This is a genomic window from Pseudomonas sp. M20, assembly GCF_045037865.1.
Classification (GTDB): domain Bacteria; phylum Pseudomonadota; class Gammaproteobacteria; order Pseudomonadales; family Pseudomonadaceae; genus Aquipseudomonas.
The window spans coordinates 1,098,328-1,120,688 of sequence record NZ_CP173611.1 but is presented as its reverse complement, the minus strand read 5'-3'; the positions used below and the strand labels follow the sequence as shown (position 1 = coordinate 1,120,688).

Annotated in this window: 22 protein-coding genes; 7 read left to right on the top strand and 15 right to left on the bottom strand. The window is 58.5% G+C overall.

Going from position 1 to position 22,361, the window contains the following annotated elements; translation table 11 throughout:
• Positions 1-64 precede the first annotated feature (64 nt).
• The 7 genes from ACI514_RS05055 to ACI514_RS05025 are packed head-to-tail and all read right to left on the bottom strand — an operon-like array spanning position 65 to position 8,406.
• A complete protein-coding gene (locus ACI514_RS05055; RefSeq protein WP_405123189.1) occupies positions 65-1,111 on the bottom strand; it encodes an acyltransferase family protein in 1,047 nt (348 codons plus the stop codon).
• A 12-nt stretch (positions 1,112-1,123) separates the two neighbouring features.
• Positions 1,124-2,227 (bottom strand): hypothetical protein, encoded by a 1,104-nt coding sequence (locus ACI514_RS05050; RefSeq protein WP_160058802.1) that lies wholly within the window; start codon positions 2,225-2,227, stop codon positions 1,124-1,126.
• Entirely contained in the window at positions 2,218-3,450 is a 1,233-nt protein-coding gene (locus ACI514_RS05045) for a phosphoribosylaminoimidazole carboxylase (RefSeq protein WP_405123188.1), read from the bottom strand. Before ACI514_RS05045 ends, ACI514_RS05050 begins: the two co-directional genes overlap by 10 nt.
• A complete protein-coding gene (locus ACI514_RS05040; protein WP_095121071.1) occupies positions 3,447-4,559 on the bottom strand; it encodes a polysaccharide pyruvyl transferase family protein in 1,113 nt (370 codons plus the stop codon). The genes ACI514_RS05045 and ACI514_RS05040 overlap by 4 nt, the downstream gene beginning before the upstream one ends.
• Before the next feature lie 15 nt (positions 4,560-4,574).
• Positions 4,575-5,657, bottom strand: coding sequence for a glycosyltransferase (locus tag ACI514_RS05035; protein WP_405123187.1), 1,083 nt, complete (start codon positions 5,655-5,657; stop codon positions 4,575-4,577).
• 40 nt (positions 5,658-5,697) lie between these two features.
• Complete coding sequence (locus tag ACI514_RS05030; protein WP_405123186.1) at positions 5,698-7,926, bottom strand: polysaccharide biosynthesis tyrosine autokinase; 2,229 nt, start codon at positions 7,924-7,926, stop codon at positions 5,698-5,700.
• 39 nt (positions 7,927-7,965) lie between these two features.
• Entirely contained in the window at positions 7,966-8,406 is a 441-nt protein-coding gene (locus ACI514_RS05025) for a low molecular weight protein-tyrosine-phosphatase (RefSeq protein ID WP_064117874.1), read from the bottom strand.
• A 294-nt stretch (positions 8,407-8,700) separates the two neighbouring features.
• Between ACI514_RS05025 and ACI514_RS05020 the strand changes: the two genes are divergently transcribed.
• Positions 8,701-9,657 carry a cellulase family glycosylhydrolase gene (locus ACI514_RS05020; RefSeq protein ID WP_405123185.1) on the top strand — a complete coding sequence of 319 codons (957 nt, stop codon included), beginning with the start codon at positions 8,701-8,703 and terminating at the stop codon, positions 9,655-9,657.
• A gap of 202 nt (positions 9,658-9,859) precedes the next feature.
• Positions 9,860-10,786 (top strand): transaldolase, encoded by a 927-nt coding sequence (gene tal, locus ACI514_RS05015; protein WP_160058807.1) that lies wholly within the window; start codon positions 9,860-9,862, stop codon positions 10,784-10,786.
• 202 nt (positions 10,787-10,988) lie between these two features.
• Here tal and rssC read toward each other — a convergent pair whose 3' ends face one another.
• Entirely contained in the window at positions 10,989-11,471 is a 483-nt protein-coding gene (gene rssC / locus ACI514_RS05010; RefSeq protein ID WP_003226553.1) for an anti-sigma factor antagonist RssC, read from the bottom strand.
• Positions 11,471-12,652 (bottom strand): two-component system response regulator RssB, encoded by a 1,182-nt coding sequence (gene rssB, locus ACI514_RS05005; protein WP_150651528.1) that lies wholly within the window; start codon positions 12,650-12,652, stop codon positions 11,471-11,473. The genes rssC and rssB overlap by 1 nt, the downstream gene beginning before the upstream one ends.
• 275 nt (positions 12,653-12,927) lie before the next feature.
• Between rssB and ACI514_RS05000 the strand changes: the two genes are divergently transcribed.
• Positions 12,928-13,227: a PilZ domain-containing protein gene (locus ACI514_RS05000; protein WP_160058808.1), complete on the top strand. Its 300-nt coding sequence runs from the start codon at positions 12,928-12,930 to the stop codon at positions 13,225-13,227.
• Positions 13,228-13,280: 53 nt separating this feature from the next.
• Here the strand turns inward: ACI514_RS05000 and ACI514_RS04995 are convergent, their stop codons facing one another.
• The gene (locus ACI514_RS04995) at positions 13,281-13,970 is read right to left on the bottom strand and encodes a VacJ family lipoprotein (protein ID WP_038362262.1); all 690 of its coding nucleotides are present in this window, start codon (positions 13,968-13,970) and stop codon (positions 13,281-13,283) included.
• Positions 13,971-14,168: 198 nt separating this feature from the next.
• Here ACI514_RS04995 and ACI514_RS04990 point away from each other — a divergent pair, with 198 nt between their 5' ends.
• Together ACI514_RS04990 and ACI514_RS04985 are read left to right on the top strand one after the other, a co-directional pair.
• The gene (locus ACI514_RS04990) at positions 14,169-14,789 is read left to right on the top strand and encodes an HAD family phosphatase (protein ID WP_405123184.1); all 621 of its coding nucleotides are present in this window, start codon (positions 14,169-14,171) and stop codon (positions 14,787-14,789) included.
• Between the two features lie 108 nt (positions 14,790-14,897).
• A complete protein-coding gene (locus ACI514_RS04985) occupies positions 14,898-15,161 on the top strand; it encodes a DUF4404 family protein (RefSeq protein ID WP_405123183.1) in 264 nt (87 codons plus the stop codon).
• Positions 15,162-15,350: 189 nt separating this feature from the next.
• On the opposite strand, the gene queF is transcribed toward ACI514_RS04985, so the two are convergent.
• The gene (gene queF / locus ACI514_RS04980; protein WP_405123182.1) at positions 15,351-16,181 is read right to left on the bottom strand and encodes an NADPH-dependent 7-cyano-7-deazaguanine reductase QueF; all 831 of its coding nucleotides are present in this window, start codon (positions 16,179-16,181) and stop codon (positions 15,351-15,353) included.
• Positions 16,182-16,242: 61 nt separating this feature from the next.
• On the bottom strand, positions 16,243-16,776 hold the full coding sequence (locus ACI514_RS04975; protein ID WP_405123181.1) for a plastocyanin/azurin family copper-binding protein: 534 nt from the start codon (positions 16,774-16,776) through the stop codon (positions 16,243-16,245).
• 163 nt (positions 16,777-16,939) lie between these two features.
• Here ACI514_RS04975 and ACI514_RS04970 point away from each other — a divergent pair, with 163 nt between their 5' ends.
• Both ACI514_RS04970 and ACI514_RS04965 read left to right on the top strand, forming a co-directional pair.
• A complete protein-coding gene (locus tag ACI514_RS04970; RefSeq protein ID WP_405123180.1) occupies positions 16,940-17,620 on the top strand; it encodes a heavy metal response regulator transcription factor in 681 nt (226 codons plus the stop codon).
• Positions 17,620-18,969, top strand: coding sequence for a heavy metal sensor histidine kinase (locus tag ACI514_RS04965; protein ID WP_405123179.1), 1,350 nt, complete (start codon positions 17,620-17,622; stop codon positions 18,967-18,969). The genes ACI514_RS04970 and ACI514_RS04965 overlap by 1 nt, the downstream gene beginning before the upstream one ends.
• A 108-nt stretch (positions 18,970-19,077) precedes the next feature.
• Here the strand turns inward: ACI514_RS04965 and ACI514_RS04960 are convergent, their stop codons facing one another.
• The 3 genes from ACI514_RS04960 to ACI514_RS04950 all read right to left on the bottom strand — a co-directional run bounded on the left by ACI514_RS04960 (position 19,078) and on the right by ACI514_RS04950 (position 22,327).
• Positions 19,078-20,322: a lipoprotein-releasing ABC transporter permease subunit gene (locus ACI514_RS04960; protein ID WP_102902248.1), complete on the bottom strand. Its 1,245-nt coding sequence runs from the start codon at positions 20,320-20,322 to the stop codon at positions 19,078-19,080.
• A gap of 63 nt (positions 20,323-20,385) precedes the next feature.
• Positions 20,386-21,069, bottom strand: coding sequence for a lipoprotein-releasing ABC transporter ATP-binding protein LolD (lolD, locus tag ACI514_RS04955; protein ID WP_405123178.1), 684 nt, complete (start codon positions 21,067-21,069; stop codon positions 20,386-20,388).
• A 7-nt stretch (positions 21,070-21,076) separates the two neighbouring features.
• Positions 21,077-22,327: a lipoprotein-releasing ABC transporter permease subunit gene (locus ACI514_RS04950; protein ID WP_034156426.1), complete on the bottom strand. Its 1,251-nt coding sequence runs from the start codon at positions 22,325-22,327 to the stop codon at positions 21,077-21,079.
• Between the last annotated feature and the right edge of the window lie 34 nt (positions 22,328-22,361).

Below are 22,361 nucleotides of genomic sequence, written 5' to 3'. Positions count from 1 at the left end.
CGGTCATCCGCTAAATCTGTGTACACCAAGAAAATTTGTGGGAGCGAGCTTGCTCGCGAAGCTTTTAGCTGTTTTGCGTCTGCACCACAGGGACGATGGGCGCCACCGGTTTCTTCTTCGCCACGCGCTCGCCGAGGAACAGCACCGAAGTGAAATTGAACCGACTGAAAACCATCGACAACACCACCGGCCCCAGCAAGCCAAAGCTCAGCCCACCGAGCACCAGCAAGCTCTCATCCTTCACCCCCAACCGTCCCAGCACAAATCGCGACGTCGCCGCGAACAACACATGAAACAGGAAAATCGCATAGGAATAACCGCCCAACCAGGTCAGCGCCTTCGACCGTACATCACTCGACAGCAGCGCGATGCAGGACACGCAACCCACGGTCAAACCAATCAGACTGCGACGATCAACAATCAACTCACGATCAATCGCCGCGACATACAACAACGTCAGCGAGATCAACACCAACACCAGCGGCCCGATCACTTTGAACGTCTGCTTCAACCGGTCGACATTCTCCTGGCCAATCATCCCTGCCACGAAAAACGGCAGCAGATAAATCGCGCCGTTGATCCCGAACGCATCGAACTTGAACGGCGGCAACAAAAACAACACTGCCGCAAACGCCAACAGCCCATACAACCGCGTCGCCGAACGCAGCATCCCGCGCCACTCCAGCAGCCCGACGAACATGAAAATGATGAACACCGCCTGCAGGAACCAGAAGTGGTTGATCGGCACCCAGAACGACAACAACGCGTCGATCACCCCGACGTCCTTGTTCACCCCCGGCCCCACTGCTTGCAACACCGAGAACGGCACGCCGACGCAAAACAGCGGCACGATCAAGCGCCGAACCTTGCCGCTGAAGAACGCGGAAAAGTCATTGCCGCGAATTTTGTAGATCGAATAGATGTACCCGGAGATGAACGTGAACAGCGGCATACGCACGTACACCATCGAATCGGCGATCACCCGGAACGGTGAGCCGATGTCGATTTTCAACCCGCCGCCCAACGGCCCGATGACGTGATAGAGCACCAGCAACAGGCACGCTAGACCACGCAGGGTTTCAATCTCCAGGGACTTTTTCTTGCTCGACATAAAGCACCTGCCTCAATTCAGAATTCTTGATTCAACCTGCACCGGTTTGTTCGCCCGCAGCATCAAGCCCAGGCCGACAAACAACACCGGCACCACCATCGAGAAGTGCCGGGCGAAGGAACCGAAGTCCGGCTCGAACAGCCCTTGCACCAGCAGAAACGCCAGCGGAATCGCGATCAGTTCCTTGGGTTTGGTCTGGATCGGCGCGCCTTTGTAATCGGTCGAGGTGATGACTTTGAACAGCAGCAACGCGGTCATGATCATCAACGCGACGAAGATCACCTGACCCGGGCCGGACAGCAGAATCAGCTCCACCGGGAACGACAGGCGGAAGAAGATGATCATCGAGTCCAGCGCCTGCGAAACAAAATCGCTGCCCGTGAGCCACGAGACAATCAATGACTTCGAGCCCTCCTCGCCCGCCGTGCGCAACTCGTTGTTGCTGGCGCGAATCGACGACACCGGAAAGCCCAAAGCGAGCTGAATCGACATGGCCACCGCGAGGTAGAACAGGAACAACATCAGGAAGAAAGTCGTGCGTGACACGTACTTTTTCATCACACAGACGCCCACCCACGACAGCGAAAACAGAATCCAGTAAGGCCGGATCAGTACGCCGTAAATCACCGCCGAGAGGAAGAAACCGCCACGATACTTGCGCGTCAGCGAGCTGAGCAGAATGCTCAACACCGCCACCGACACAATGATTTCCTTGGTCAGGTTCTCCAGGAAAAACGAGCGCACGATGCCCCACAGACACAGGGTGCCGAAGATCGCCAACGGCATGCGCCGAAACACCACCACCGGTATCGCCGTGAGGAAAAAATTGCAGAACATGCCGTAGGCCCAGGCATTGGTCAGGTTGATCCCGGTGGGCCGCAGCAGGAACGCCGAGCACTCGTAAGATGAGCGATCCGGTGAGAACGGGTTCCAGAAATTGCAGTTGTCGGCACGGGCGTAGGACGACCACAAGGTCATCGCATCCGGGCCCGGATCACGCGGGATCAACAGCGGCATCGCCACCGACAGAAACAGCCCGGTGAACAGGATCAGGAATGAGATCGACGAATCGAGTCGCTTGCCACGAAACTCGATGCACGGCAGCTTCAGGCCCATGACAACGCAGCCTTCTTCGCAGCGGTTGCGCGGGTCAGCACAGCAATCACCAAAAGCTGCACGATGATCGCGAAGACGTTGCCCCACGCCGCGCCGTAGATCGAATAGTGCTTGATCAACACATAGCTGACCGGCACCGAAATCAACAAACAAATGGCAGCGCTGGCCAGTGACACTCGACTGTTTTTCGAGGCAATCAAACCACCCCAGACGATGTCGCCAATCGCGCGCAGGGCGAAGGAGAAAATCAGTACGCCGAGGATCGCATTGTCCGGACGCGGCACGCTGGTGGCGACGTAATCGAGCACCACGTTGAAAAACACATAGATCGCCACCGCCACCGCCGCCGATACCAGCAGCGAGCGCATCACCCACTTGTTGATGAACAGTTGCTTGACTGTGAACGCCTGTTGCTCGGCTTGGAAACGCTTGGCCAGCACCGGAATCCCGACTACCGCCACCACGGCGTACGACAGCGCCTGCAAAGTGTTCGCCGCCGACCACGCGTACACGTATTTACCGAGGCTGGCGTAGGGTTCCAGATCGATGATCAGAAAGCGCTCGGCGTACTGACTCAATGCGATCAATCCAGTGCCGAGGTAAAACGGCAATCCGGCCTTCCACACCGTGCCCGTGGCCAACGTCTCAGCGACCCGGCCCTTGTGCACGTTCACCACGATCAGGTAACCGGCGATGATCACCAGCACGTTCGCGGCGACCCACAGCCACAACACACTGGCGATGCCCGACACCCAGTCGAGCATCATCCCGCCCACCGCCAATACCGCCCACAGGCCGGTCTTGACGAAGAACAGCAACGCGCCCGCCGTGGCTTTCTGCGCGGAAAACACGAACGAGTTGATCTCGAACGACAGGTGTTCGGTGAGCAATACCAGCGTCACGCAAAGGATCAGCGCAGTCGTCGCTTCAACTGTCTGGAACAGTGAATAGATCAGCACCGTCGCTACCGACAACAACAGCCCCACCGCCAGATACAGCAGCAGGACTTTATCGACCACGCGGCGCGAACTGCCGCCGACGCTGATCACCCGATTGATCTCGGAACTGAAACCGACGCTGTAGAACTTCGACGCAATCAGCGATGCCGCGACCACCACGCCGTAAAAGCCCAGCGCCTCATATCCGAGGTAATGGGTGATCGCCAACACCAGCAAAAACTTCGCGCCTAACGCTCCGCCGCGAAGCAGCAGCCGAAATATCATCGAACGACACCCTTGATGATGTCATCCATGGCCACGGTTTTCGCTTCGATTTCACGGCAGGTATCCGTCAGGCGTTTGCCGAAGTTCGACAGCGCATTCGGCGCGTAAACCGTGTCGATGATGGTGTCGACATTGATGTCGCCGCCGTTGATCACCCAGTCTTCCACACCCATGTCCTGATAGGCGCCAAAGCCTTTGCGTTCATAGCTGATGTGGTACGCCGGCACGCCGGAAAGCAGCGACTCGATAGCCCCGTGCAAGCGTACGGAAATCACCAGATCCGGCTGATATTTGGCAATCGTAGCCTTCAGCGACAACAGGTCTTCAGTGATGCCCAGCTCGCGATAAAAAGCACCGTCATCGTTGCCGCGCACCGCGCTCTGTACGGCGCAGACCACTTTGCTTTTGTTCTTCAGGCGCTGCAGCAGCACTTTCAGATTGGCCACGTAAGCGACTTTCTTTTCCTTGCTCCACTCCGGCGGCTTGCGCAGCACTACGCAGACCGTGGCTGGCGAAGACGCGCAGCGGGTGAACTTCGCTTGCTGGAGGATTTTGCTCGCCAGCGACTGCACTGCCAGGTCCGGTGCGCGGTAGACGTTTGCACAGGCATCGAAAATCGCCGAGGAGCGATTGTCGCGCACGAACACCGCATCGGCGCTGGCGTAGTGTTCGACGATCTTGCTGCTCTCGCCATGGAACGGGCCGATGCTTTGCGGCAGGTACACCGACGGCACTTTGCTGAGGATCGCGGTTTCCAGTTGTTTGGCGTGGCCGAGTTTCAGCTTGATGTGTTCGAAAGCGCTTTTCGAGCGCATGTAGCCGCCGCCGACGCCGACGATCAGATCGGTTTTCTTCAGCAGATCCGCCAGCCCGGCGTAGGACTGATTAAGGAACACCGCTTGCTTGACCCGGCCCAAACCCTTGGCCGCCATCACTGGCGCGTCAAAACGCGGGTGCGGCAAGTAGCTGAAAGAATCCGGATCGGAAGCGACAACACTGATCGCGGTGTCTTCACCAAAGTTGCGTTGCACAAGGGCAATGGCCAGATCGACGAGCAAGCCGTCACCGGAGTTGGAGGCACTGTAGCCATGCAAAATCGTTACGTTCATATGCTTGAGTTCTACTTAAAAAGTGGGAGCGCGGTACAAGTCGTAGGTCTGGCGAATCATCAACGCGGCGCTGAAACGCTCGCGGACGATGCTCCGACCTTCATTGCCGAGGTCGAGCAGGCGCGGCTTCTGGATGATCGTCAGCACGTCGGTCAATGCCTGGTGATCACCGGACGGGAAGACATAACCGGAGACTTCGTTGGTGACCAGTTCAGGCAGCGACGTGCAGTTGCTGGCAATCACCGGTAAACCCATGGCCATGCCTTCCAGCGGCACCATGGCGAAACCTTCCCAGCGACTTGGCACAATTAGCGCATCGGCTTTCTGGTACAGCGCCTGCACTTCGCTCGGCGTTACCCATGGCAGGTATTCAACAGAGTCCATCGGTGGGCACTCCACCGCGTCCTCGTTCACCGCGCTGCCGACCACAGTCAGCTTCAAGTCTTTGCGCTGCACATTGGCGAAGGCCTTGAGCAGCACGTCGAAGCCTTTCTGATAATCGAGGCGACCAACGAAAAGCAGATGAATCGGCTCGGGACTCGCCGCTTTCGGCGCGTCATCCTTGCGATGAATGCCGTTGTAGATCAGCTTCATGCGCTTGCGCTCGATGCCGAAGCGCGCGGCTTTGTCGAGTTCGTACTGGCTGACGCAAATGATCACGTCGGTGACTTTCTGCAGCACCCGCTCGATCCACGCATAGACTTTCTGCTTGGTCGGCGAGCTTTCCATCAAGAACGAAAACGCGTGCGGGCAGTAGACGATTTTCGGCTTGCGCCACGGTCGCAACAGCACACAAACACATCGCCCGATCACGCCGGAAAAGGTGCTGTGCAAATGCACCACATCGGGTTTTTCCTTGAGCATCACCTGGGTCAGGCGCCAGGCAAAACGCAACAGCGACGGCACATTGCGCCCGGTACGCGGGAAGGTGCGGATCTGTTTCGCGCCGATGCCGTGCAACTCCTTGGCCTGATCATCCGGGACGAGATACACCAGCTCGTAGTTCGCCGCATCGCCTTCAGGCGAAGCCGAAATCGTCCGGATCACCGTCGCGACGCCACCTTTGATCGTCTCTGCCACGTGCAGTATTTTCTTCACAAATCACCCACTTCAAACAGGAAAAAACAGTCGCTGACAGTCAGGATTTGTCGGACGCGTATTCGTAGTTGTAATAACCGTTGCCGCCGTTGCCGTAGTAACTGGCGGCACGCTTCTCGACGCCGTTGAACACCGCGCCTTTCAACTCGATGCCGTTCTGCGCGAAGCGGCGGATGGTCAGTTCGATCTCTTTGGCCGGGTTCACCCCGAAGCGCGTGACGATCAGGCTGATCCCGGCTTCACGGCCGACGATGGCCGCATCAGTCACCGCCAGCAGCGGCGGCGTATCGATGATCACCAGGTCGTAGCGCTCACTCAGTTCGGCGAGCAAATCGCGGAAGTTGGCGTGCATCAGCAGCTCGGAGGGATTGGGCGGTACCTGGCCGCGACTGATGAAGTGCAGGTTGTCGATTTCGACCTTGTTGATCGCCTGATCGATGCTGCAGCGCTTGACCAGCAGATCGGACAAGCCGTTGGTGATCGGTGTGTTGAGGGTTTTGTGCAGGTGACCTTTGCGCATGTCGGCATCGATCAGCACCACGCGCTGACCGCTCAAAGCCATGACCGCGGCGAGGTTGGACGAGACAAAGGTCTTGCCGACCTGCGGGCTCGGCCCGGAAATCATGATGCGGTTGTTGGTCGAATCGAGCCCGGCGAAATGCAGGCAGGTACGCAGGCTGCGGATCGACTCAATGGAAAGATCGGTCGGGTTACGCAGGGCCAACAGGTACGCCGGTTTGTCGACACCGTCGCGGGCGCGTCCTTTTTTGTTGTCTTCTTCATCCTGCAAGGCGCTGTACGGAATCGACGCGTACACCGGCAAACCGAGTTGTTCGATGGCTTCCGGGCCTTCCAGACCACGGCTCAGGGATTTGCGCAGCAACACCAGAGCTACACCGACAAAGGCACCGAGGAAGGTAGCAATCAGCACAATCAGGGCTTTTTTCGGTTTGACCGGGCTGGTCAGGTCGACATCCGCCGCGTCGACCAGACGCACGTTACCCACGGCACCGGCGCGGACGATGTCCAGCTCCTGGGATTTGTTCAGCAACTGCGTGTAGATCTGCGAGGCCACTTCGACATCGCGGGTCAGGTTGAGCAGCTCTTGTTGCGTGGCAGGCAGATCGCCGACCTTGCCTTCCAGCGACTTCTGTTGCTGGGTCAGTTCGCCGATCTGGCTCATCAGCGCGCGATAGGCCGGGTGCTGTTTGGTGAACTTGCGGTCCATCTCCGCCTGCTGCATTTTCAGCTCGGAGATCCGTGTTTCCAGCGCTACCGACTGACCGAGTACCGACTGGGTTTCCAGCGAGATGTTCACGGTCTTGCCGTGGGTCTGATAGGCGTTCAGCGCATCGCTGGCCTTGGCCAGATCACGTTTGACCTGCGGCAACTGGCTCTGCAGAAAAGCCAGACTCTGCGCCGCTTCCGCCGAGGTGCGGCGCACGTTCTGATCGACGTACAGCGCGGCGATCTTGTTGAGGATCTTCACCGCTTCGCCGGCGTCGCTGCTGGCCAGTGCCAGTTTGATAATCCCCGATTCCTTGCCCTGCTCGGAGATATCCAGCGCGTCCTGATAACCCTGAATCGTCACGATCCGCGGGTTGCGCACTACTTCGAAACGCGTGCCAGGGTTGGCCAGCAACTGGCTGATCTGCCCTTCTACACCATCCTGCGCAAACGCTTCGCCGGCGATACCTTCTACCAGCAGGTTGTCGTTGTCATCGAGTAACCGGAAGTGCTTCTGTTCACCCGCAATCAGGGTGAGCTTCTTGCCCAGCAGTTCTTTCGGCAGATTGAGCCGGGCGAACTCCAGACGCTCACCACCCCAGGCGTAACTGTTCAGGCCGAAACGCGGCGCAGCAACGCTGGTTTCGGTCTCGCCGCGATAACGCCGGGCGAGAAAGCCGCCAATCATCGGGAAGGTGTTGGGGGTGACATCAATGTCCAGACGCAGGTCGTCGACGGTTTTGCCGATCACCGCGCGGGATTTGATGATGCCGATTTCGGTCACCGAAGGCGATTGCCCACCGAGCATGCTGTTGAGGTCGGAGAAACCGAGCATGTCGTTCTTTTTCGGCTCGACCTGCACCAGCGCATTCGCCAGGTACACGGGCGTGGCCAACACTGCGTAGGCCACACCGGTGACCATAAACGCGCCGGTGAGCGCGCCGATCAACCATTTCTGGTCGATCAAACTGCCGAATATGCCGAGAAGATCAATACTGTCTTGATCATTGTCGCGGGTGCCGATGACGGACGGTAACTGCATAAGTCTGTTCTTACCATTCATTGATCTGAAGAATATTCATCAACGCGCGAGGCGTTGTGCCCATGAGCTGACAGCATCTTCAATCAATGCATGGGCATGAATAAAAGCGGCCTTGCCTTGACGATACGGATCTTGTATTTCACGCTCGCTCTGCCACTTGCCGAGCAGAAATACTTTGCCCCTCGCATGAGAGGCAATCTTCAATACTTGATTAACATGCTGTTTTTCCATGACCAGAATCAGGTCTGATTCATTGACTATGTCCGCGGTCAATTGGCGTGCTGTGAAGCCTTCGGCGCTATGCCCATGGTCTTCGAGCACTTGCCGGGCGGACGCCTCTACGCCCTCGCCCACCCGCGCCGACAGGCCTGCGGAGGAGACAGTGATCGCTGAAGGAGCGAGCGCGTTACGCAGCATCAGTTCTGCCGTCGGACTACGGCATATATTGCCCACGCAAACGACAAGGATCTTTCTGAACAAGGTTTTACTTTCCTGTGTAATGTCAAACGGCCAACATCTCGAGAGCAATTTAATGAACCCTCAAGATCTTTCTTCACTCGGAAATAGATTCGCCCTGTTAGTACCGAAGCATTAAGTACCACAGCGTTTAAAAGCCCCCCAACCACAATTAGCGGACTAAAAATAACTGTGATTTTCGGCTGATTGTTTTCCGACAAAAAATAACATTCGCGCACTAAGTGCCATCACCTCACTCGAAAATCGAGTAACGAGATAAAACATTCGTAGTTGTCACTTCTCTTCGGGAGAGCAGACATGAAATCAACACATCTCAAAAGACTCAGCGCGCTGGCGCTGACAGTGCTGAGTGCAACGACTCAGGTGCACGCCAGCGAGACGTTTCCCAACCTTCCGGCCAAGAACATCGGTGTTCAGGTAAAGATCCAGAACTTCTCCGCCGCTGACGCCGCACAGATCAAATCGGCAGGCTTCGGTTTTGTCCGCTTCGGTGTGTGGAGCGACAGCCTGACGGCCAAGGCTTATCAGAAACAGGTCAGCGATGCCTTTGCGGCCGCCCAGTCTGCGGGCTTGGCGGTGTTGCTGACGGTCCGCGCGATCAAGGCGCTGCCCGCGACATCGAGCGCCGAGCTAACCACTGCCGGTGAACGCTTCGGCAACGCCGTGACCGGGCTGCAACAGTCATACGGCAAGCAACTGGTGGCGATCGAGCTATGGAATGAGCCGGACCTGGAAACCTATTGGCCGACTCGCAATTTCGACACGACGTTTGTGCCGTTCATGAGCGGCGTGTGCAAGGCGCTGCAGGATCAACCGCCATCAACGCCGGTGATCGGCTACGGCTTCGCCCGGCCGCCCAGCGCCGGTTCTGCTTCAACGGTGGCGCTGAACCGCATCGTCAGCGAATACCCGAAATGCCTGAGCGCGGTGTCCTATCACCCGTATGGCATGACGGCCACGCAGATCAGCAACGCGCAAAACTTCATTCAGCAGAACTTCCATCTGCCGGGGGTCATCAGTGAATGGGGCATCTCGGCGCTTGCCTCCAACGGCGGGCCTGAAGGCCAGGCGAGCAAGATCAACGCGTTTATCGGCGATGTTAAAAAACTCAAGATTCCACTGACATCCATCTATGAATGGAAAAACAGTGATTCCGGCAGTAACGATCGCGAGAAGAACTTCGGCCTGCTGACTTCCGACGGTCAGCCGAAACCGGCGCGAATGTCGGTCGAAGCCTTGTTGAACGCCGAGTAACCCCTGCGCGACCGACCTGCACGCAGGTCGGTTGCTTTGAACCTGTTGGCCGTTTTGGCATCGTATTCATCGATAGCCCGCCCCGCCTTTCAAACAATTGTTTTCAGGTTGTTGCCGCAGGGGCCATCGATACACATACACGCCCTTGAGTGACTGTCAGCGCTCGGGTAATGTCATCAGACCCATAGGATAGAGCACGCCCATGACTTCCAAGCTGGAACAACTCAAACAATTCACCACCGTTGTGGCCGATACCGGCGACTTCGAAGCGATCTCCCGGGTCAAACCGGTCGACGCCACCACCAACCCTTCCCTGCTGCTCAAAGCGGCGGCCATTCCGGCCTACGCCGAGCTGCTGAACGCTTGCGTCAGCGACTGCAAGGGCGATGTCGGCCTGGCCAGCGACCGTTTCGGCGTCGCGGTCGGCCAGGAAATTCTCAAAGTCATTCCGGGCCGTATCTCCACTGAAGTGGATGCGCGCCTGTCGTTCGACAAGGATGCCGTGCTGAAACGCGCGCATCGCTTGATCGAGCTGTACGACAAAGCCGGCATTGGCCGTGATCGCGTACTGATCAAGATCGCCTCGACCTGGGAAGGCATCCGCGCCGCGGAAGTGCTGGAGAAGGAAGGCATCCAGACCAACCTGACCCTGCTGTTCTCCTTCGCCCAGGCCGCCGCTTGCGCCGACGCTGGCGTGTTTCTGATTTCGCCATTCGTGGGCCGTATCTACGACTGGTACAAGAAAGCCAACGGCAACGACTACACCGGCGCCGATGATCCGGGCGTACAGTCGGTCACCCGCATCTACAACTACTACAAGTCCAATGACTACAAGACCGTGGTCATGGGCGCGAGCTTCCGTAACCTCAACCAGATCGAGCAACTGGCCGGCTGCGACCGTCTGACCATCAGCCCGGACCTGATCGACAAGCTGGCAGCCGATAACGGCAAGCTGGAGCGCAAACTGGCCCCGGGCAACGCCGGTGAAGCCCGTCTGAGCCTCAACGAAGCGCAATTCCGCTGGCTGTCCAACGAAGACGCAATGGCCACCGAGAAACTGGCTGAGGGCATCCGTCAGTTTGCTCGCGACCAGGAGAAGCTTGAGGCGCTGTTGCAGGCCAAGCTGTGATTTGAGTTAGGGAAATGCAAAAAGGGCGAACCCGTTAAGGTTCGCCCTTTTTTATTCAGTCAGCCATGGAAAATGTATCGTCTGATCTGACGCCTTCGCGAGCAAGCTCGCTCCCACAAGGGGATTAATGAACGACGCTGATCCAGTGTGGGAGCGAGCTTGCTCGCGAAGAGGCCGGCCCAGACAACATCACTTCATCAGATCAGTGTCTTTCGAGGGCATTCACCAGGTCATGGAACGCTTCACGATTGGAATCGTTGAGGCCCATGAGGATCTTGTGCGCTTCGAGCACCTTGATCCGCACCACTTCTTCCGACTGGTCCTGATCCGGCAGGTCGTCCAGGCACTCCGGGCATGGCACCGGGTGGTTGACGATGTTGAACACCTGCTCGAACCCCATCGATTGCAGCAGACGGGTAATGTCTTCGTGGGTGGTGACGACAGTCGGCAGCAGGCCGACCTTCTGCCGCGACAGGATCGACAGTTTGGCCAACAGACCCAACGTCGTGCTGTCGATGCTGCGGGTTTCGGTCAAATCGATCACGATCGCGTTGAAATTCAGCGCGGTGAAGATTTTCTCAATAGTCGCATCCAACGCCGAACACAGGGTCAGGCGAACTTCACCGACGAACTTCAGGACGAAGGTGCCGTCCTGCTCGGCGAACTGGATTCTACCGGTACTCATTAAAGATTCCTGCTCAACACCAACAGGGCGATATCATCCGGCATCTCCCCTAGCGTGGCCAATCCAAACACTTGCCGCAGACCATCCAGGCTGCCGCCCGCCGACTTCACCCGTTGAGGCAAAGCGGCTTCTTTTTCTTTGAGCGTAGGTTCTGGCAAAAGATCCAGAATGCCATCGGACATCAGCGTCAGGCTGAACGTCGGCGGCAGCTCAAGCACGTGGTCTTCGTAGGTGGCTTCATTGAAGAGCCCCACCGGCAGACCACGCCCTTCGAGATAACGAACACTGTCAGGCGTGTACAACACAGGCAACGGCAGATGGCCGCCGATGCTATAGGTCAACAAACCGGTCTCCTCGTCGATGACTCCACCGACCATTGTGACGTGTTTACCCAGCTTACAACTGATCAGCCCCCGGTTGATATGACCAAGGACTTCGGAAGGCTTGAATTCCGGCAATGTGCCGTTGCGCTTGGATTCGAACAGCAGGCGCGTGGTCATGAACTTCAGCAGCACGGTGACAAAGGCTGAAGAGGCGCCATGACCGGAGACATCCGCCAGGTAAAACGCGACCCGGCGCTCGTCGACACGGAAATAGTCGACAAAATCACCCGACAGGTACAACGACGGGATGATCTGGTGGGCAAACCTGAACTCGTCGATGCTCCATGGGCTTTCCGGCAGCATGTTCATCTGCACCTGGCGACCGGCGTTCTGGTCTTCCTGGAGCAGGTTCAGGCTGGCCTCAAGCTCGCGGTTGGCCTTTTCCAGCTTCTCGCGGTAGCGCTGGTTTTCCAGCAGCAGGCGCGCACGATCCAGGGCCCGGCGCACAGAGTGCTCGAGCACAGCCAGATCTTCGAGAGGCTTGATCAGGTAGTCCGCGGCGCCCAGGCGCAAAGCCTCGACCGCGTCGTTCATCACGCCGGCACCCGAGACCACGATCACCGGCGTCTGCGGTGACCGCTCGGTGACCTGACGGATCAGTTCGAGACCGCCCATCTGCGGCATGCGCAGATCGCAGATGACCAGGTCGGGCGTGTCTTGCTCGAATACCTGAAGACCCTGTTGGCCGTTGCTGGCCTGCAGGACGCTGAAACCACTGTCTTCCAAATAGGCCGCGAGGCTCGCGCGCACTACTTCGTCATCATCGATTATCAGCAGCGTGGCACTGGTTTTTGGCATGTGGGCAAACGGCGCCAGAATTAGGTTGGCGTAGTTGGCGAGGCATTTGGCCCTGCGCAGACTACTGGATTCGCTTTCTAGCCTCTCTACTGCACCGCTTTCGAGCATTGGCTGCAAACGCGGTTACACCAGAGGTGCCCTTCTAAGGCGCAGACGGTACTCCCATCCGCAGAGCGTTTCAAGCATGCGCCGATGGTCGCTTGACGACTTTACTTGTCAAATCACCGAGAGTTATAAGAACAGCTCAAACCGTAACCCAATGGAAGGACGCACCTATGAGTCAAACCAGTCGGGACTACAGCGAAAAGCGCGATTTCATCCGCATGCGGGTCGATGCCGATGTCGTGTTGATTCATGAAGGAGATGAGGTTTCAGGGGTGTGCATCGACCTCTCCAGCAGTGGCATGCAGGTCGAAGCACCGCGCCTGTTCGCGGTCGGCGACCGCCTGAGCGTGCGCATCGACTCTGAACATGCCGCACTCAGCGGCCTTGAAGCCGAGACCGAAGTGGTCTGGGTCAGGGCACAGGATGGCGGCGGCCAGAAGCTCGGTCTGACCATTCTTAAAATGAAATAGGTACAGACAAAAAAGGCGACCCTGAGGTCGCCTTTGTTTTTTACCGGCCGAGATTAAAAATCGTCTTCGACCTGGCCATCCTTCACCTTGAACTCGCGGTTCTGCAAGTAAGCGTTGCGGATGAAGGTGTACTTGTCGCCACTGATCAACTTCTCGCTCGACAGCAGACTGGCGCGGGTGTCGACGATGTTCAGACCGAAGATCGAGTTACGCGTAGGCACGTGGTCGATGTAGCGGTACATACCGGTGTAGCTGTCGACGTACTTGGAAGGCGCATCACGCAAAGTGCTCGGTCCCATCAGCGGCAGCATCACGTACGGACCGCTGCCCACGCCCCAGTAACCGAGGGTCTGACCGAAGTCTTCGTCGCTGCGGTTCAGGCCCATCTTGGTGCCGACATCGAAGAAACCGAGCAGACCGAAAGTGGTGTTGAAGATCAGGCGAGCGGTGTCGACGCCCGCAGCAGCCGGTTTGGCTTGCAGGATGTTGTTGGCAAGGTTGGTGACGTCACCGACGTTGCGGAACATGTTGTGGATGCCGTCTTCAAGGAACTGCGGCGTGACGAACTCATAGCCCTGGGCCAGTGGCTTCAGCGCGTAAGTGTCAACAAAGTCGTTGAACTGGAAAATCGGGCGATTGACGCTTTCCCAAGGGTCTTCTTCCGTTGCGGCCTGAGTGGCGAACGGCGCCAGCAACAGGCCGGCACATACACTTAGCTGAGCGAGCGGATAGCTCCAGCGCATAGAAAAACTCCTTGGATGTGTACTGTCGCGGACATCGGGGCCCGGGCATTAAGGCCGCTAGTATAAGCGCAAAAGCCCGTTTGGGCAGTCGGCCAATTGTGCAAAGTTGTAGGACGCCTCCCACGCCGCGTTTCACATAGCCGTCACGCAACTGTCACCTGGAATGACTAGCCTTATCGCTATTTCAGGGACGTTGCCATGACACACGCCGAAACCTTGCCCGTCGCCGCGTCCAGCCTGACCGCCGTACTGTTTGGACTCAGCGGTTGTCTGGTGGATTTCGGTGCTCGCGCCCGCCAACAGGCGATCGCCCTGCCCGAGCATGCCGAAGCCACAACGGGCGCGCTCGACAGTCTGCACAGTTTGCAGCGCCAGCAGATTCCCTGCGCCTGGCTGGATGAACTGCCCCCTGCCCTCGCCCAATCGTTATCAACCTCGTTACCGGCCTGGATCAAACCCGCGCAATACTCGGCAACAATCAATCCATGGCCTGCGCCGAACGCTTGCTGGCAGGCCCTGATGGACCTGAACGTCAGCAGTCTGGATGGTTGCGTATTGGTCAGCGGTGAGCCGCGTATGCTGCAATCGGGCCTTAACGCAGGGCTGTGGACCATCGGTCTCGCCTCCTGCGGCTCGCTGTGCGGCCTGGCGCCGGGTGAATGGCAAGCGCTGAGCCAGAAAGAACGCGAACAACTGCGTGGCAAGGCGACGATGCAGTTATTCGGCCTCGGCGTGCACTCGGTGATCGATCATCTGGGCGAACTCGACACTTGCCTCGCCGACATCAGCCTGCGCCGCCTCAAAGGCGAAAAGCCCTGATCGGGATCATGCAGGTTTGCCGGGAGTGGATTAATCTAAAGGTCAGCCATAGACCTTTGGCGCGCGGCTGCGGTCAATGCCAGTGCCTATTGATAAAAGGAAAACACCATGCCGGCCCAAGAACTGCAAAAACAGCTCGATACCCTGCGCGAGCAGCTGGAGCAGAATCCGCCGCTGTCGGAAGTTGAGCGTGAGGATTTGCATGCGCTGATGGCGCAGATTGAATCGAAAATCAAGCTGGAGACCGCCACGCAAGACGCTAGCATCGCTGACGGCGTCAATCTGGCGGTTGATCGCTTTGAACTCGAACACCCGGCGATTGCCGGCACCCTGCGCAACATCGTCAATGCGCTGGGCAGCATGGGGATCTGATTCCCACGCCATACAAAAAAGCCCTGCCATCACTGGCAGGGCTTTTTCATTTCTACAACTTGCAACACCGTCTCCTGTGGGAGCGAGCCTGCTCGCGAAGGCGTCGTGTCAGTCGACATCAACGTTGAATGACACACCGCATTCGCGAGCAGGCTCGCTCCCACGTTGGATATCGCACATTCCGGATCTTTATTGACGCACCAGCCGGTGATTCGGTAACTGTACGCTTTCAGTGCTGCGATACGGGTTGATATCCAGACCGCCGCGACGCACGTAACGTGCGAATACGGTCAGTTTCTCGGGTTTCAACAAACGCTGCAGATCAAGGAAAATCCGCTCCACACACTGCTCATGGAAGTCCGAATGCTGACGGAAGCTGACGATGTATTCGAGCAGACTGGCATGATCCAGCGCCGAGCCACGATATTCCACCACCACAGTGCCCCAGTCCGGCTGACTGGTCACCGGGCAATTGGATTTGAGCAGATGGCTATACACCGTCTCTTCAACAACCCGCGATTCATCGCAGCGCAGCAGTTCCGGGCGCGGATGCTCATAGTTGCTGACGCTGATATCCAGATCATCGATGCACACGCCCGGCAACGCCACAACGCCTTCTGCTTCAACGTCCTTCAGACTGCGAACCCGCACGCCGACCGGTTTGCCGGCGGCGGCCGACAAATCCTTGATCAGCGTCGCTTCCAGTGCGGCAACGTCGGCAAACGCCGTCTGGTTCAGCGAGTTCAGGTACAGCTTGAACGACTTCGACTCGATGATGTTCGGCGAATCCGCCGGAATGCTGAACTCGCCGATCGCCACCACCGGCTTACCCGACGGCAACAGCCACGACAGCTCGAAGCAGTTCCAGAAATCCACACCTTTATACGGCAGGGTGTCGGCGGTCAGACCCAGCTCGGCCCATTTCGCGGTGCGCGGAATCGGGAATAGCAGGGACGGCGTGTACGTGGCGATGTATTCGCTGGATTTGCCCAGCGGCGAATGTTCGGCTGCGGGATGCATGGCGGAAACCTGACTGAAGAATCAGCGGATTCTACCAGCCTTTGCCCGCGCCTTTGAGTGCTTACTGACTGACAGTCAGTTTGCCAACCATGCCCGCCTGATAATGCCCGGGAATATTGCAGGCAAATTCCAGACTGGTGGCCTTGCTGAAGGTCCAGGTCAGCTCGGCAGTCTTGCCCGGCTCGACCAGCACGCTGTTCGGGTCGTCGTGCTTCATGCCGTGGCCCATCGCTGCGTGATCCATGCCGGCCATATCGTGGGACATTTCCTTCATGCCGGTAGGCGTGAGCATGCCGCTTTGTTGCATCTGCAACATTTCCTGCTGGTGTCTGGCGTGCATCGCTGCATCGCCGAGGTTGAATTCGTGCAGCAGCTGGCCTTTATTCACCAGCACAAAACGAACCGTCTCACCGGCCTTGACCTGAATCGCCTTGGGGTCGAACGACATGTCGTTCAGCACCACTTCAATGCTGCGCGTGGCTTTGGCGGCAGGCGCTGGCTGGCCGAAGTCGTAGGTGTGCGCGGGGGCCGCCCATACCGGCGAACTCAGCGCCAGCAGACAGGCGGCCAATGTCACGGATTTACGTAAAAACATGGTCGTTCTCCAACAAGATAAGGTTCAGCCTGTGGGAAACTTTAGCCGGCCTGCGCTGGCATCTACCTGACAGGCAGATTACAACTTTGTCAGGTTGGCGTTTATCGCCTGCCCTCAAGGTATAACGCGTTCATTTCTACACCCCGAATCCACTGAGTCGCCCATGAAACTGTTGATCGTCGAAGACCAAGCGAAAACCGGCCAATACCTGCGCCAGGGCCTGACCGAGGCCGGGTTCAATACGGAACTGGTGGCCGATGGCAACAGCGGTCAGCAACTGGCTTTGAGCGGTGATTACGCGTTGCTGATCCTCGATGTGATGCTGCCGGGGCGCAGCGGCTGGCAGATTTTGCAAGCGGTGCGCAGCGCCGGGCTGGATACGCCGGTACTTTTTCTGACGGCCAGAGACGCCGTAGAGGACAGAGTGCATGGCCTCGAACTGGGTGCCGACGATTACCTGGTCAAACCGTTCGCCTTCTCCGAACTGCTCGCGCGGGTGCGCAGCCTGTTGCGTCGCGGCAGTGCCACAGCGCAGGAAACCAGTCTGCAACTGGCCGACCTGCGTCTGGATCTGATCCGCCGCCGCGTGGAGCGCAGCGGCCAGCGTATCGACCTGACCGCCAAGGAGTTTGCCCTTCTGGAAATGCTCCTTCGCCGTCAGGGTGAGGTGCTGCCAAAATCGCTGATCGCCTCACAGGTCTGGGACATGAATTTCGACAGCGACACCAATGTCATCGAAGTGGCGATCCGCCGATTGCGCCTGAAGATCGACGACGAATTCCCCAACAAACTGATCCACACCGTGCGCGGCATGGGTTATGTGCTCGAAGAGCGTGGCGCCTGATGCGCCGGTTGTCCCTCAGTTCGCGTCTGGCCTTGTTGTTTGCTGCGTGCACCGCCGTGGTTTCACTGTTCGCCGGCGTGTTGTTCGACCGCGCCAGCGAGGCGCACTTTATCGAACTCGACCAGCAACAACTGGACGGCAAGCTGATCGGCCTGCGCCGCGCCTTGCAGGATCTTCAACCCGGCCAACGTGAAGCACGACTGGCGGATGAACTGAGCCGTCAGGCCGATCTGTCGCTGCGCATCACTGGCAGTGACGGCCAACGCTGGTACGACAGTTCGACGCAGATCCCCAAGGACTTGCCGGCACAACCCGGCCTGTCGACCGTGAGTCACGACGGTACGGACTATCGCGTACTCAACGCCCCGCTCTACCCGGAAAAACCCGATTCGCCGCAATTGACCTTGCTGCTGGACATCACCCATCACCAGCACTTCCTGCAGCGCATGCAACATCTGATCTGGCTGACCGTCGGCCTCTCGGCGCTTGCCACTGCTTTGCTCGGTGCCTGGGCCGCACGCAGCGGCTTGCGGCCATTGCGGCGCATGAGCGCCGTAGCCCGTGGGATTTCCGCACAATCGCTCAACGCCCGACTGCCAGAAGCGCAAATGCCGCCCGAGCTTGCGGAAATGGCCCACAGCTTCAACGCCATGCTCGCACGCCTCGACGACTCGTTTCAGCGGCTCTCGGCGTTTTCCGCCGACATCGCCCATGAACTGCGCACGCCGCTGTCGAACCTGCTCACTCACACCCAAGTCACCCTCACCCGCCCACGGCCGATCGAAGATTATCGCGAAGCCCTGCACAGCAATCTCGAAGAACTGCAATGGATGGCGCAACTGGTCAACGACATGTTGTATCTGGCCAAGGCTGATCACGGTTTGCTGATGCCCAAGCGCGAAGCGCTGGAACTGGCGGACGAGACCGATGTGTTGCTGGAGTTTTTTGCGCCGCTGGCGGAGGACGCCGGGGTCAGGCTGAGCCGTGAGGGCAATGCGCGGATCGCAGGTGATCGCAGTATGTTGCGCCGGGCCTTGTCGAATTTGCTGGATAACGCGCTGCGGTTTACCCCGGCTGAGGGCTATGTGAGCGTGCGGATAGTTGATCAAGCGAGCGCTGTGCGTATTTCAGTCGAAAACAGTGGCGAGGGGATTTCAGCGCAGTTGCTACCACGCTTGTTCGACCGCTTTTATCGGGCTGATCCGGCGCGGCAGGAAGGTAGCAGTGAGCATGCAGGGCTGGGGCTGGCGATTACTCAATCCATCGTCCGCGCCCATGGCGGGCAGATTCATTGCGAATCCGAAGCGGGATGGACGCGGTTTGTGATTGAGTTGCCAAAGGGAGATTGAGGCCAGCAGCTCCGGCCCCTTCGCGAGCAGGCTCGCTCCCACATTGGATCTGCGTCGTTCACAAATCCCCTGTGGGAGCGAGCCTGCTCGCGAAAGCGGTCTAAAGGATTACGAATATCTCAGGGCGTGAGCCGGTTCGATCTTCGCCGCTCGCCACGCCGGATAGACCGTCGCCAGGAAGCTCAGAATAAAGCCCGCCGAGCAGATCAAAAGCACGTCCCCACCCTGCAATTCCGATGGCAGATTGCTGACGAAATACACATCCGAACTGAAGATATGCTGCCCGCTGACTCGCTCGATCCAGCCCACGATCTGACTGACATTCAGCGCGGCGATCACACCCAACACGCCGCCAATGATCGTGCCGACAATGCCGATCACCGTGCCCTGCACCATGAAGATCGCCATGATCTGCCGTGGCGTGGCGCCGATGGTACGCAAAATCGCGATGTCCGCGCCCTTGTCGTTCACCACCATGATCAGCGTCGCGATGATGTTGAATGCCGCCACCGCGACGATCATCAGCAACAGCAGGCCGATCATGGTTTTTTCCATTTTCATCGCGCTGAACAGACTACCCTGGGTGTGGGTCCAGTCGTCAGCCTTGAACTCCGCGCCCAAACCAGCGGCGATGTCCGAGGAGACTTTCGGTGCGGCGTACAGGTCTTTGACCGCCAGACGCACGCTCTGCACCTGATTCGGCTCCCAGTGTTGCATGGTCGCGGCGTCAGCGACATGGATCAGGCCCATCGAGCCGTCCAGTTCAGCGCCAACCTTGAACACGCCGACCACGTTCAAGCGCTGCATGCGCGGTGTGATGCCGCCCGGTGCGGTGCTGACTTCCGGGACGATCAGGGTGATCTTGTCGCCGACATTGAGGCGGAAACGTCGTGCGGTGATTTCACCGATCACCACACCGAACTCGCCCGGCTTCAAGGCATCCAGACGCCCCTGCACAATGTGCTGGGCAACGATGGAGACCTTGCCTTCCTGCGCCGGATCGACGCCGCTGATCTGGATCGGCTGCATCAGGCCCTTGTAGGAGAGCATGCCTTCCATCTCGGTGAACGGCACGGCGGCAGTCACTTCAGGATTCTTCATCGCGGCCGCAGCCACCGGCTGCCAGTCATCGATCGGCTTTACGCCAACGATGGTCGCGTGCGGCACCATGCCGAGGATGCGCGAGCTCATTTCGCGCTGGAAGCCGTTCATCACCGACAACACCACGATCATCGCCAGCACGCCGAGGGCGAGGCCGATCATCGAAGTCATCGAAATGAACGAAACAAAGCGATTGCGGCGCTTGGCGCGGGTATAGCGCGTGCCGATAAAGATCGATAACGGTCTGAACATTCGCTGGGGCACCGTATAAAAATAAAAGACCCGACGCCTTTTCAGGCGTCAGGTTTCAGCCAATCAGATGGGCGTGAGGCAACCTTCTTGCAGGTGCAGCACACGGTCCATCTGGCGCGCCAGGTTCATGTCGTGAGTCACCACCAGGAACGCCGTGCGCATCGAGGTGCTGAGCTCCAGCATCAAATCCTGAATGCCTTGCGCGGTGTGGGAGTCGAGGTTGCCGGTTGGCTCATCGAGCATCACCAGGCCTGGCTTGTTGACCAAGGCGCGGGCAATCGCCACACGCTGACGCTCACCACCGGAGAGTTCCGCCGGTTTGTGCTCCAGACGATGGCCGAGGCCGACGCGCTCCAGCAATGCCGTGGCGCGCTGACGGGCTTCCGGGATCGGCGTCTTGCCGATCAACAGCGGCATGCAGACGTTCTCCAGCGCGGTGAATTCCGGCAGCAAGTGGTGGAACTGGTAAACGAAACCGAGCGCACGGTTACGCAGCAGGCCCCGCTTCTTCTCGCTCAGTGCCGACAGCTCTTCGCCGTCGAGCCAGACGCTGCCCTTGGTCGGTGTGTCCAGACCACCGAGCAGGTTGAGCAAAGTACTTTTGCCCGAACCCGAGGTGCCGACAATCGCCACACGCTCGCCCGGAAGCAACTCCAGTTGCAGCCCGGCCAGCACTTCCACCGATTCCGGGCCTTCCTCGTAGGATTTGCCCAGGTTGCGGCAGCTCAAGATTGCTTTTTCACTCATGCCCGACTCACTCATAACGTAGCGCCTCCGCCGGCTGGGTGCGCGCGGCACGCCAGGCCGGATACAGGGTGGCGAGGAAACTCAGAACCAACGCCGCCGCGCAGACCATGACCACGTCCTGGCTCTGCACCTGCGACGGAAGATAATCAATGAAATACACGTCAGCATTAAGGAATTTGTGGCCGATCAGGCCTTCCAGTGCCGAGATCGCCGCGCTGACGTTCAGCGCCGCGAAAATGCCGACCACCGCACCAATCGCCGTGCCGACCACACCGATCACCGTGCCTTGCACCATGAACGTGCGCATGATCGTGCCCGGCGTCGCGCCCAAGGTGCGCAGAATGGCGATGTCGCCCTTCTTGTCGTTGACGACCATCACCAGCGTGGAAATGATGTTGAACGCGGCCACGGCGACGATCAGCAACAACAGCAGGCCGATCATGGCTTTTTCCATGCGGATCGCCTGATACAGATTGCCGTGGGTACGGGTCCAGTCACGGGCGTAGTAATGGTCTTCGCCGAGCTGCTGGGCGATGTTCCATGCCACACGCGGTGCCTGGAACAGGTCGTCGAACTTCAGGCGGATGCCTTGCACCTGATCCGGCTTCCAGCGGTGCATCTTCGCCAGATCCTGCAGGTTGGTGACGCCCAGATAGCCGTCGAGCTCACCGGCGCCGACATGGAAAATGCCGACCACGGTGAAGCGCTTCATGCGCGGGAACATCCCGGCCGGGGTCACGCTGACCTCCGGCGCAACAAAGGTGACCTTGTCACCGATGCCCACACCCAGCTTGGTCGCGGCCTTGTCGCCGATGACGATGCCGAAGCTGCCCGGCGTCAAATCGTCGAGTTTGCCCTGCTTCATGAAGTTGTCGATGATCGACACGTTGCGCTCGAGCGCCGGGTCGATGGCATTGAGCAACACCTTGGACACCTGACCGTTATTGGTCAGCAGGCCCTGCATCTGGGTGAACGGCGCAACCGCCGTCACCTGCGGGTTCTGCTTGACCTGGGTCGCCAGGCTTTGCCAATCGTTGATCGGCTCAGTGGATTCAATGGTCGCGTGGGGCACCATGCCCAGCACGCGGGTGCGCATCTCATGATCGAAGCCATTCATCACCGACAGCACGACGATCATAACCACCACGCCAAGGGCGAGCCCGATCATCGAAGTCAGGGAAATGAATGACACAAAATGATTGCGACGCTTTGCACGGGTATAACGCGTGCCGATAAATACGAAGAGAGGTCTGAACATGTCGGGGCTTGTTCGGAGGGAAAAGGAACGTCCT

Coding starts and splice junctions, on each gene's coding strand:
- ACI514_RS04965 (WP_405123179.1), top strand. CDS start 17,620: ATGCGCCGGTTGTCCCTCAGTTCGCGTCTGGCCTTGTTGTTTGCTGCG.
- rssC (WP_003226553.1), bottom strand. CDS start 11,471: ATGAGTACCGGTAGAATCCAGTTCGCCGAGCAGGACGGCACCTTCGTC.
- ACI514_RS05020 (WP_405123185.1), top strand. CDS start 8,701: ATGAAATCAACACATCTCAAAAGACTCAGCGCGCTGGCGCTGACAGTG.
- ACI514_RS05045 (WP_405123188.1), bottom strand. CDS start 3,450: ATGATATTTCGGCTGCTGCTTCGCGGCGGAGCGTTAGGCGCGAAGTTT.
- ACI514_RS04995 (WP_038362262.1), bottom strand. CDS start 13,970: ATGCGCTGGAGCTATCCGCTCGCTCAGCTAAGTGTATGTGCCGGCCTG.
- queF (WP_405123182.1), bottom strand. CDS start 16,181: ATGCATCCCGCAGCCGAACATTCGCCGCTGGGCAAATCCAGCGAATAC.
- tal (WP_160058807.1), top strand. CDS start 9,860: ATGACTTCCAAGCTGGAACAACTCAAACAATTCACCACCGTTGTGGCC.
- ACI514_RS05055 (WP_405123189.1), bottom strand. CDS start 1,111: ATGTCGAGCAAGAAAAAGTCCCTGGAGATTGAAACCCTGCGTGGTCTA.
- ACI514_RS04960 (WP_102902248.1), bottom strand. CDS start 20,322: ATGTTCAGACCGTTATCGATCTTTATCGGCACGCGCTATACCCGCGCC.
- lolD (WP_405123178.1), bottom strand. CDS start 21,069: ATGAGTGAAAAAGCAATCTTGAGCTGCCGCAACCTGGGCAAATCCTAC.
- ACI514_RS04990 (WP_405123184.1), top strand. CDS start 14,169: ATGACACACGCCGAAACCTTGCCCGTCGCCGCGTCCAGCCTGACCGCC.
- ACI514_RS04950 (WP_034156426.1), bottom strand. CDS start 22,327: ATGTTCAGACCTCTCTTCGTATTTATCGGCACGCGTTATACCCGTGCA.
- ACI514_RS05030 (WP_405123186.1), bottom strand. CDS start 7,926: ATGCAGTTACCGTCCGTCATCGGCACCCGCGACAATGATCAAGACAGT.
- ACI514_RS04975 (WP_405123181.1), bottom strand. CDS start 16,776: ATGTTTTTACGTAAATCCGTGACATTGGCCGCCTGTCTGCTGGCGCTG.
- ACI514_RS04985 (WP_405123183.1), top strand. CDS start 14,898: ATGCCGGCCCAAGAACTGCAAAAACAGCTCGATACCCTGCGCGAGCAG.
- rssB (WP_150651528.1), bottom strand. CDS start 12,652: ATGCCAAAAACCAGTGCCACGCTGCTGATAATCGATGATGACGAAGTA.
- ACI514_RS05000 (WP_160058808.1), top strand. CDS start 12,928: ATGAGTCAAACCAGTCGGGACTACAGCGAAAAGCGCGATTTCATCCGC.
- ACI514_RS05050 (WP_160058802.1), bottom strand. CDS start 2,227: ATGGGCCTGAAGCTGCCGTGCATCGAGTTTCGTGGCAAGCGACTCGAT.
- ACI514_RS04970 (WP_405123180.1), top strand. CDS start 16,940: ATGAAACTGTTGATCGTCGAAGACCAAGCGAAAACCGGCCAATACCTG.
- ACI514_RS05040 (WP_095121071.1), bottom strand. CDS start 4,559: ATGAACGTAACGATTTTGCATGGCTACAGTGCCTCCAACTCCGGTGAC.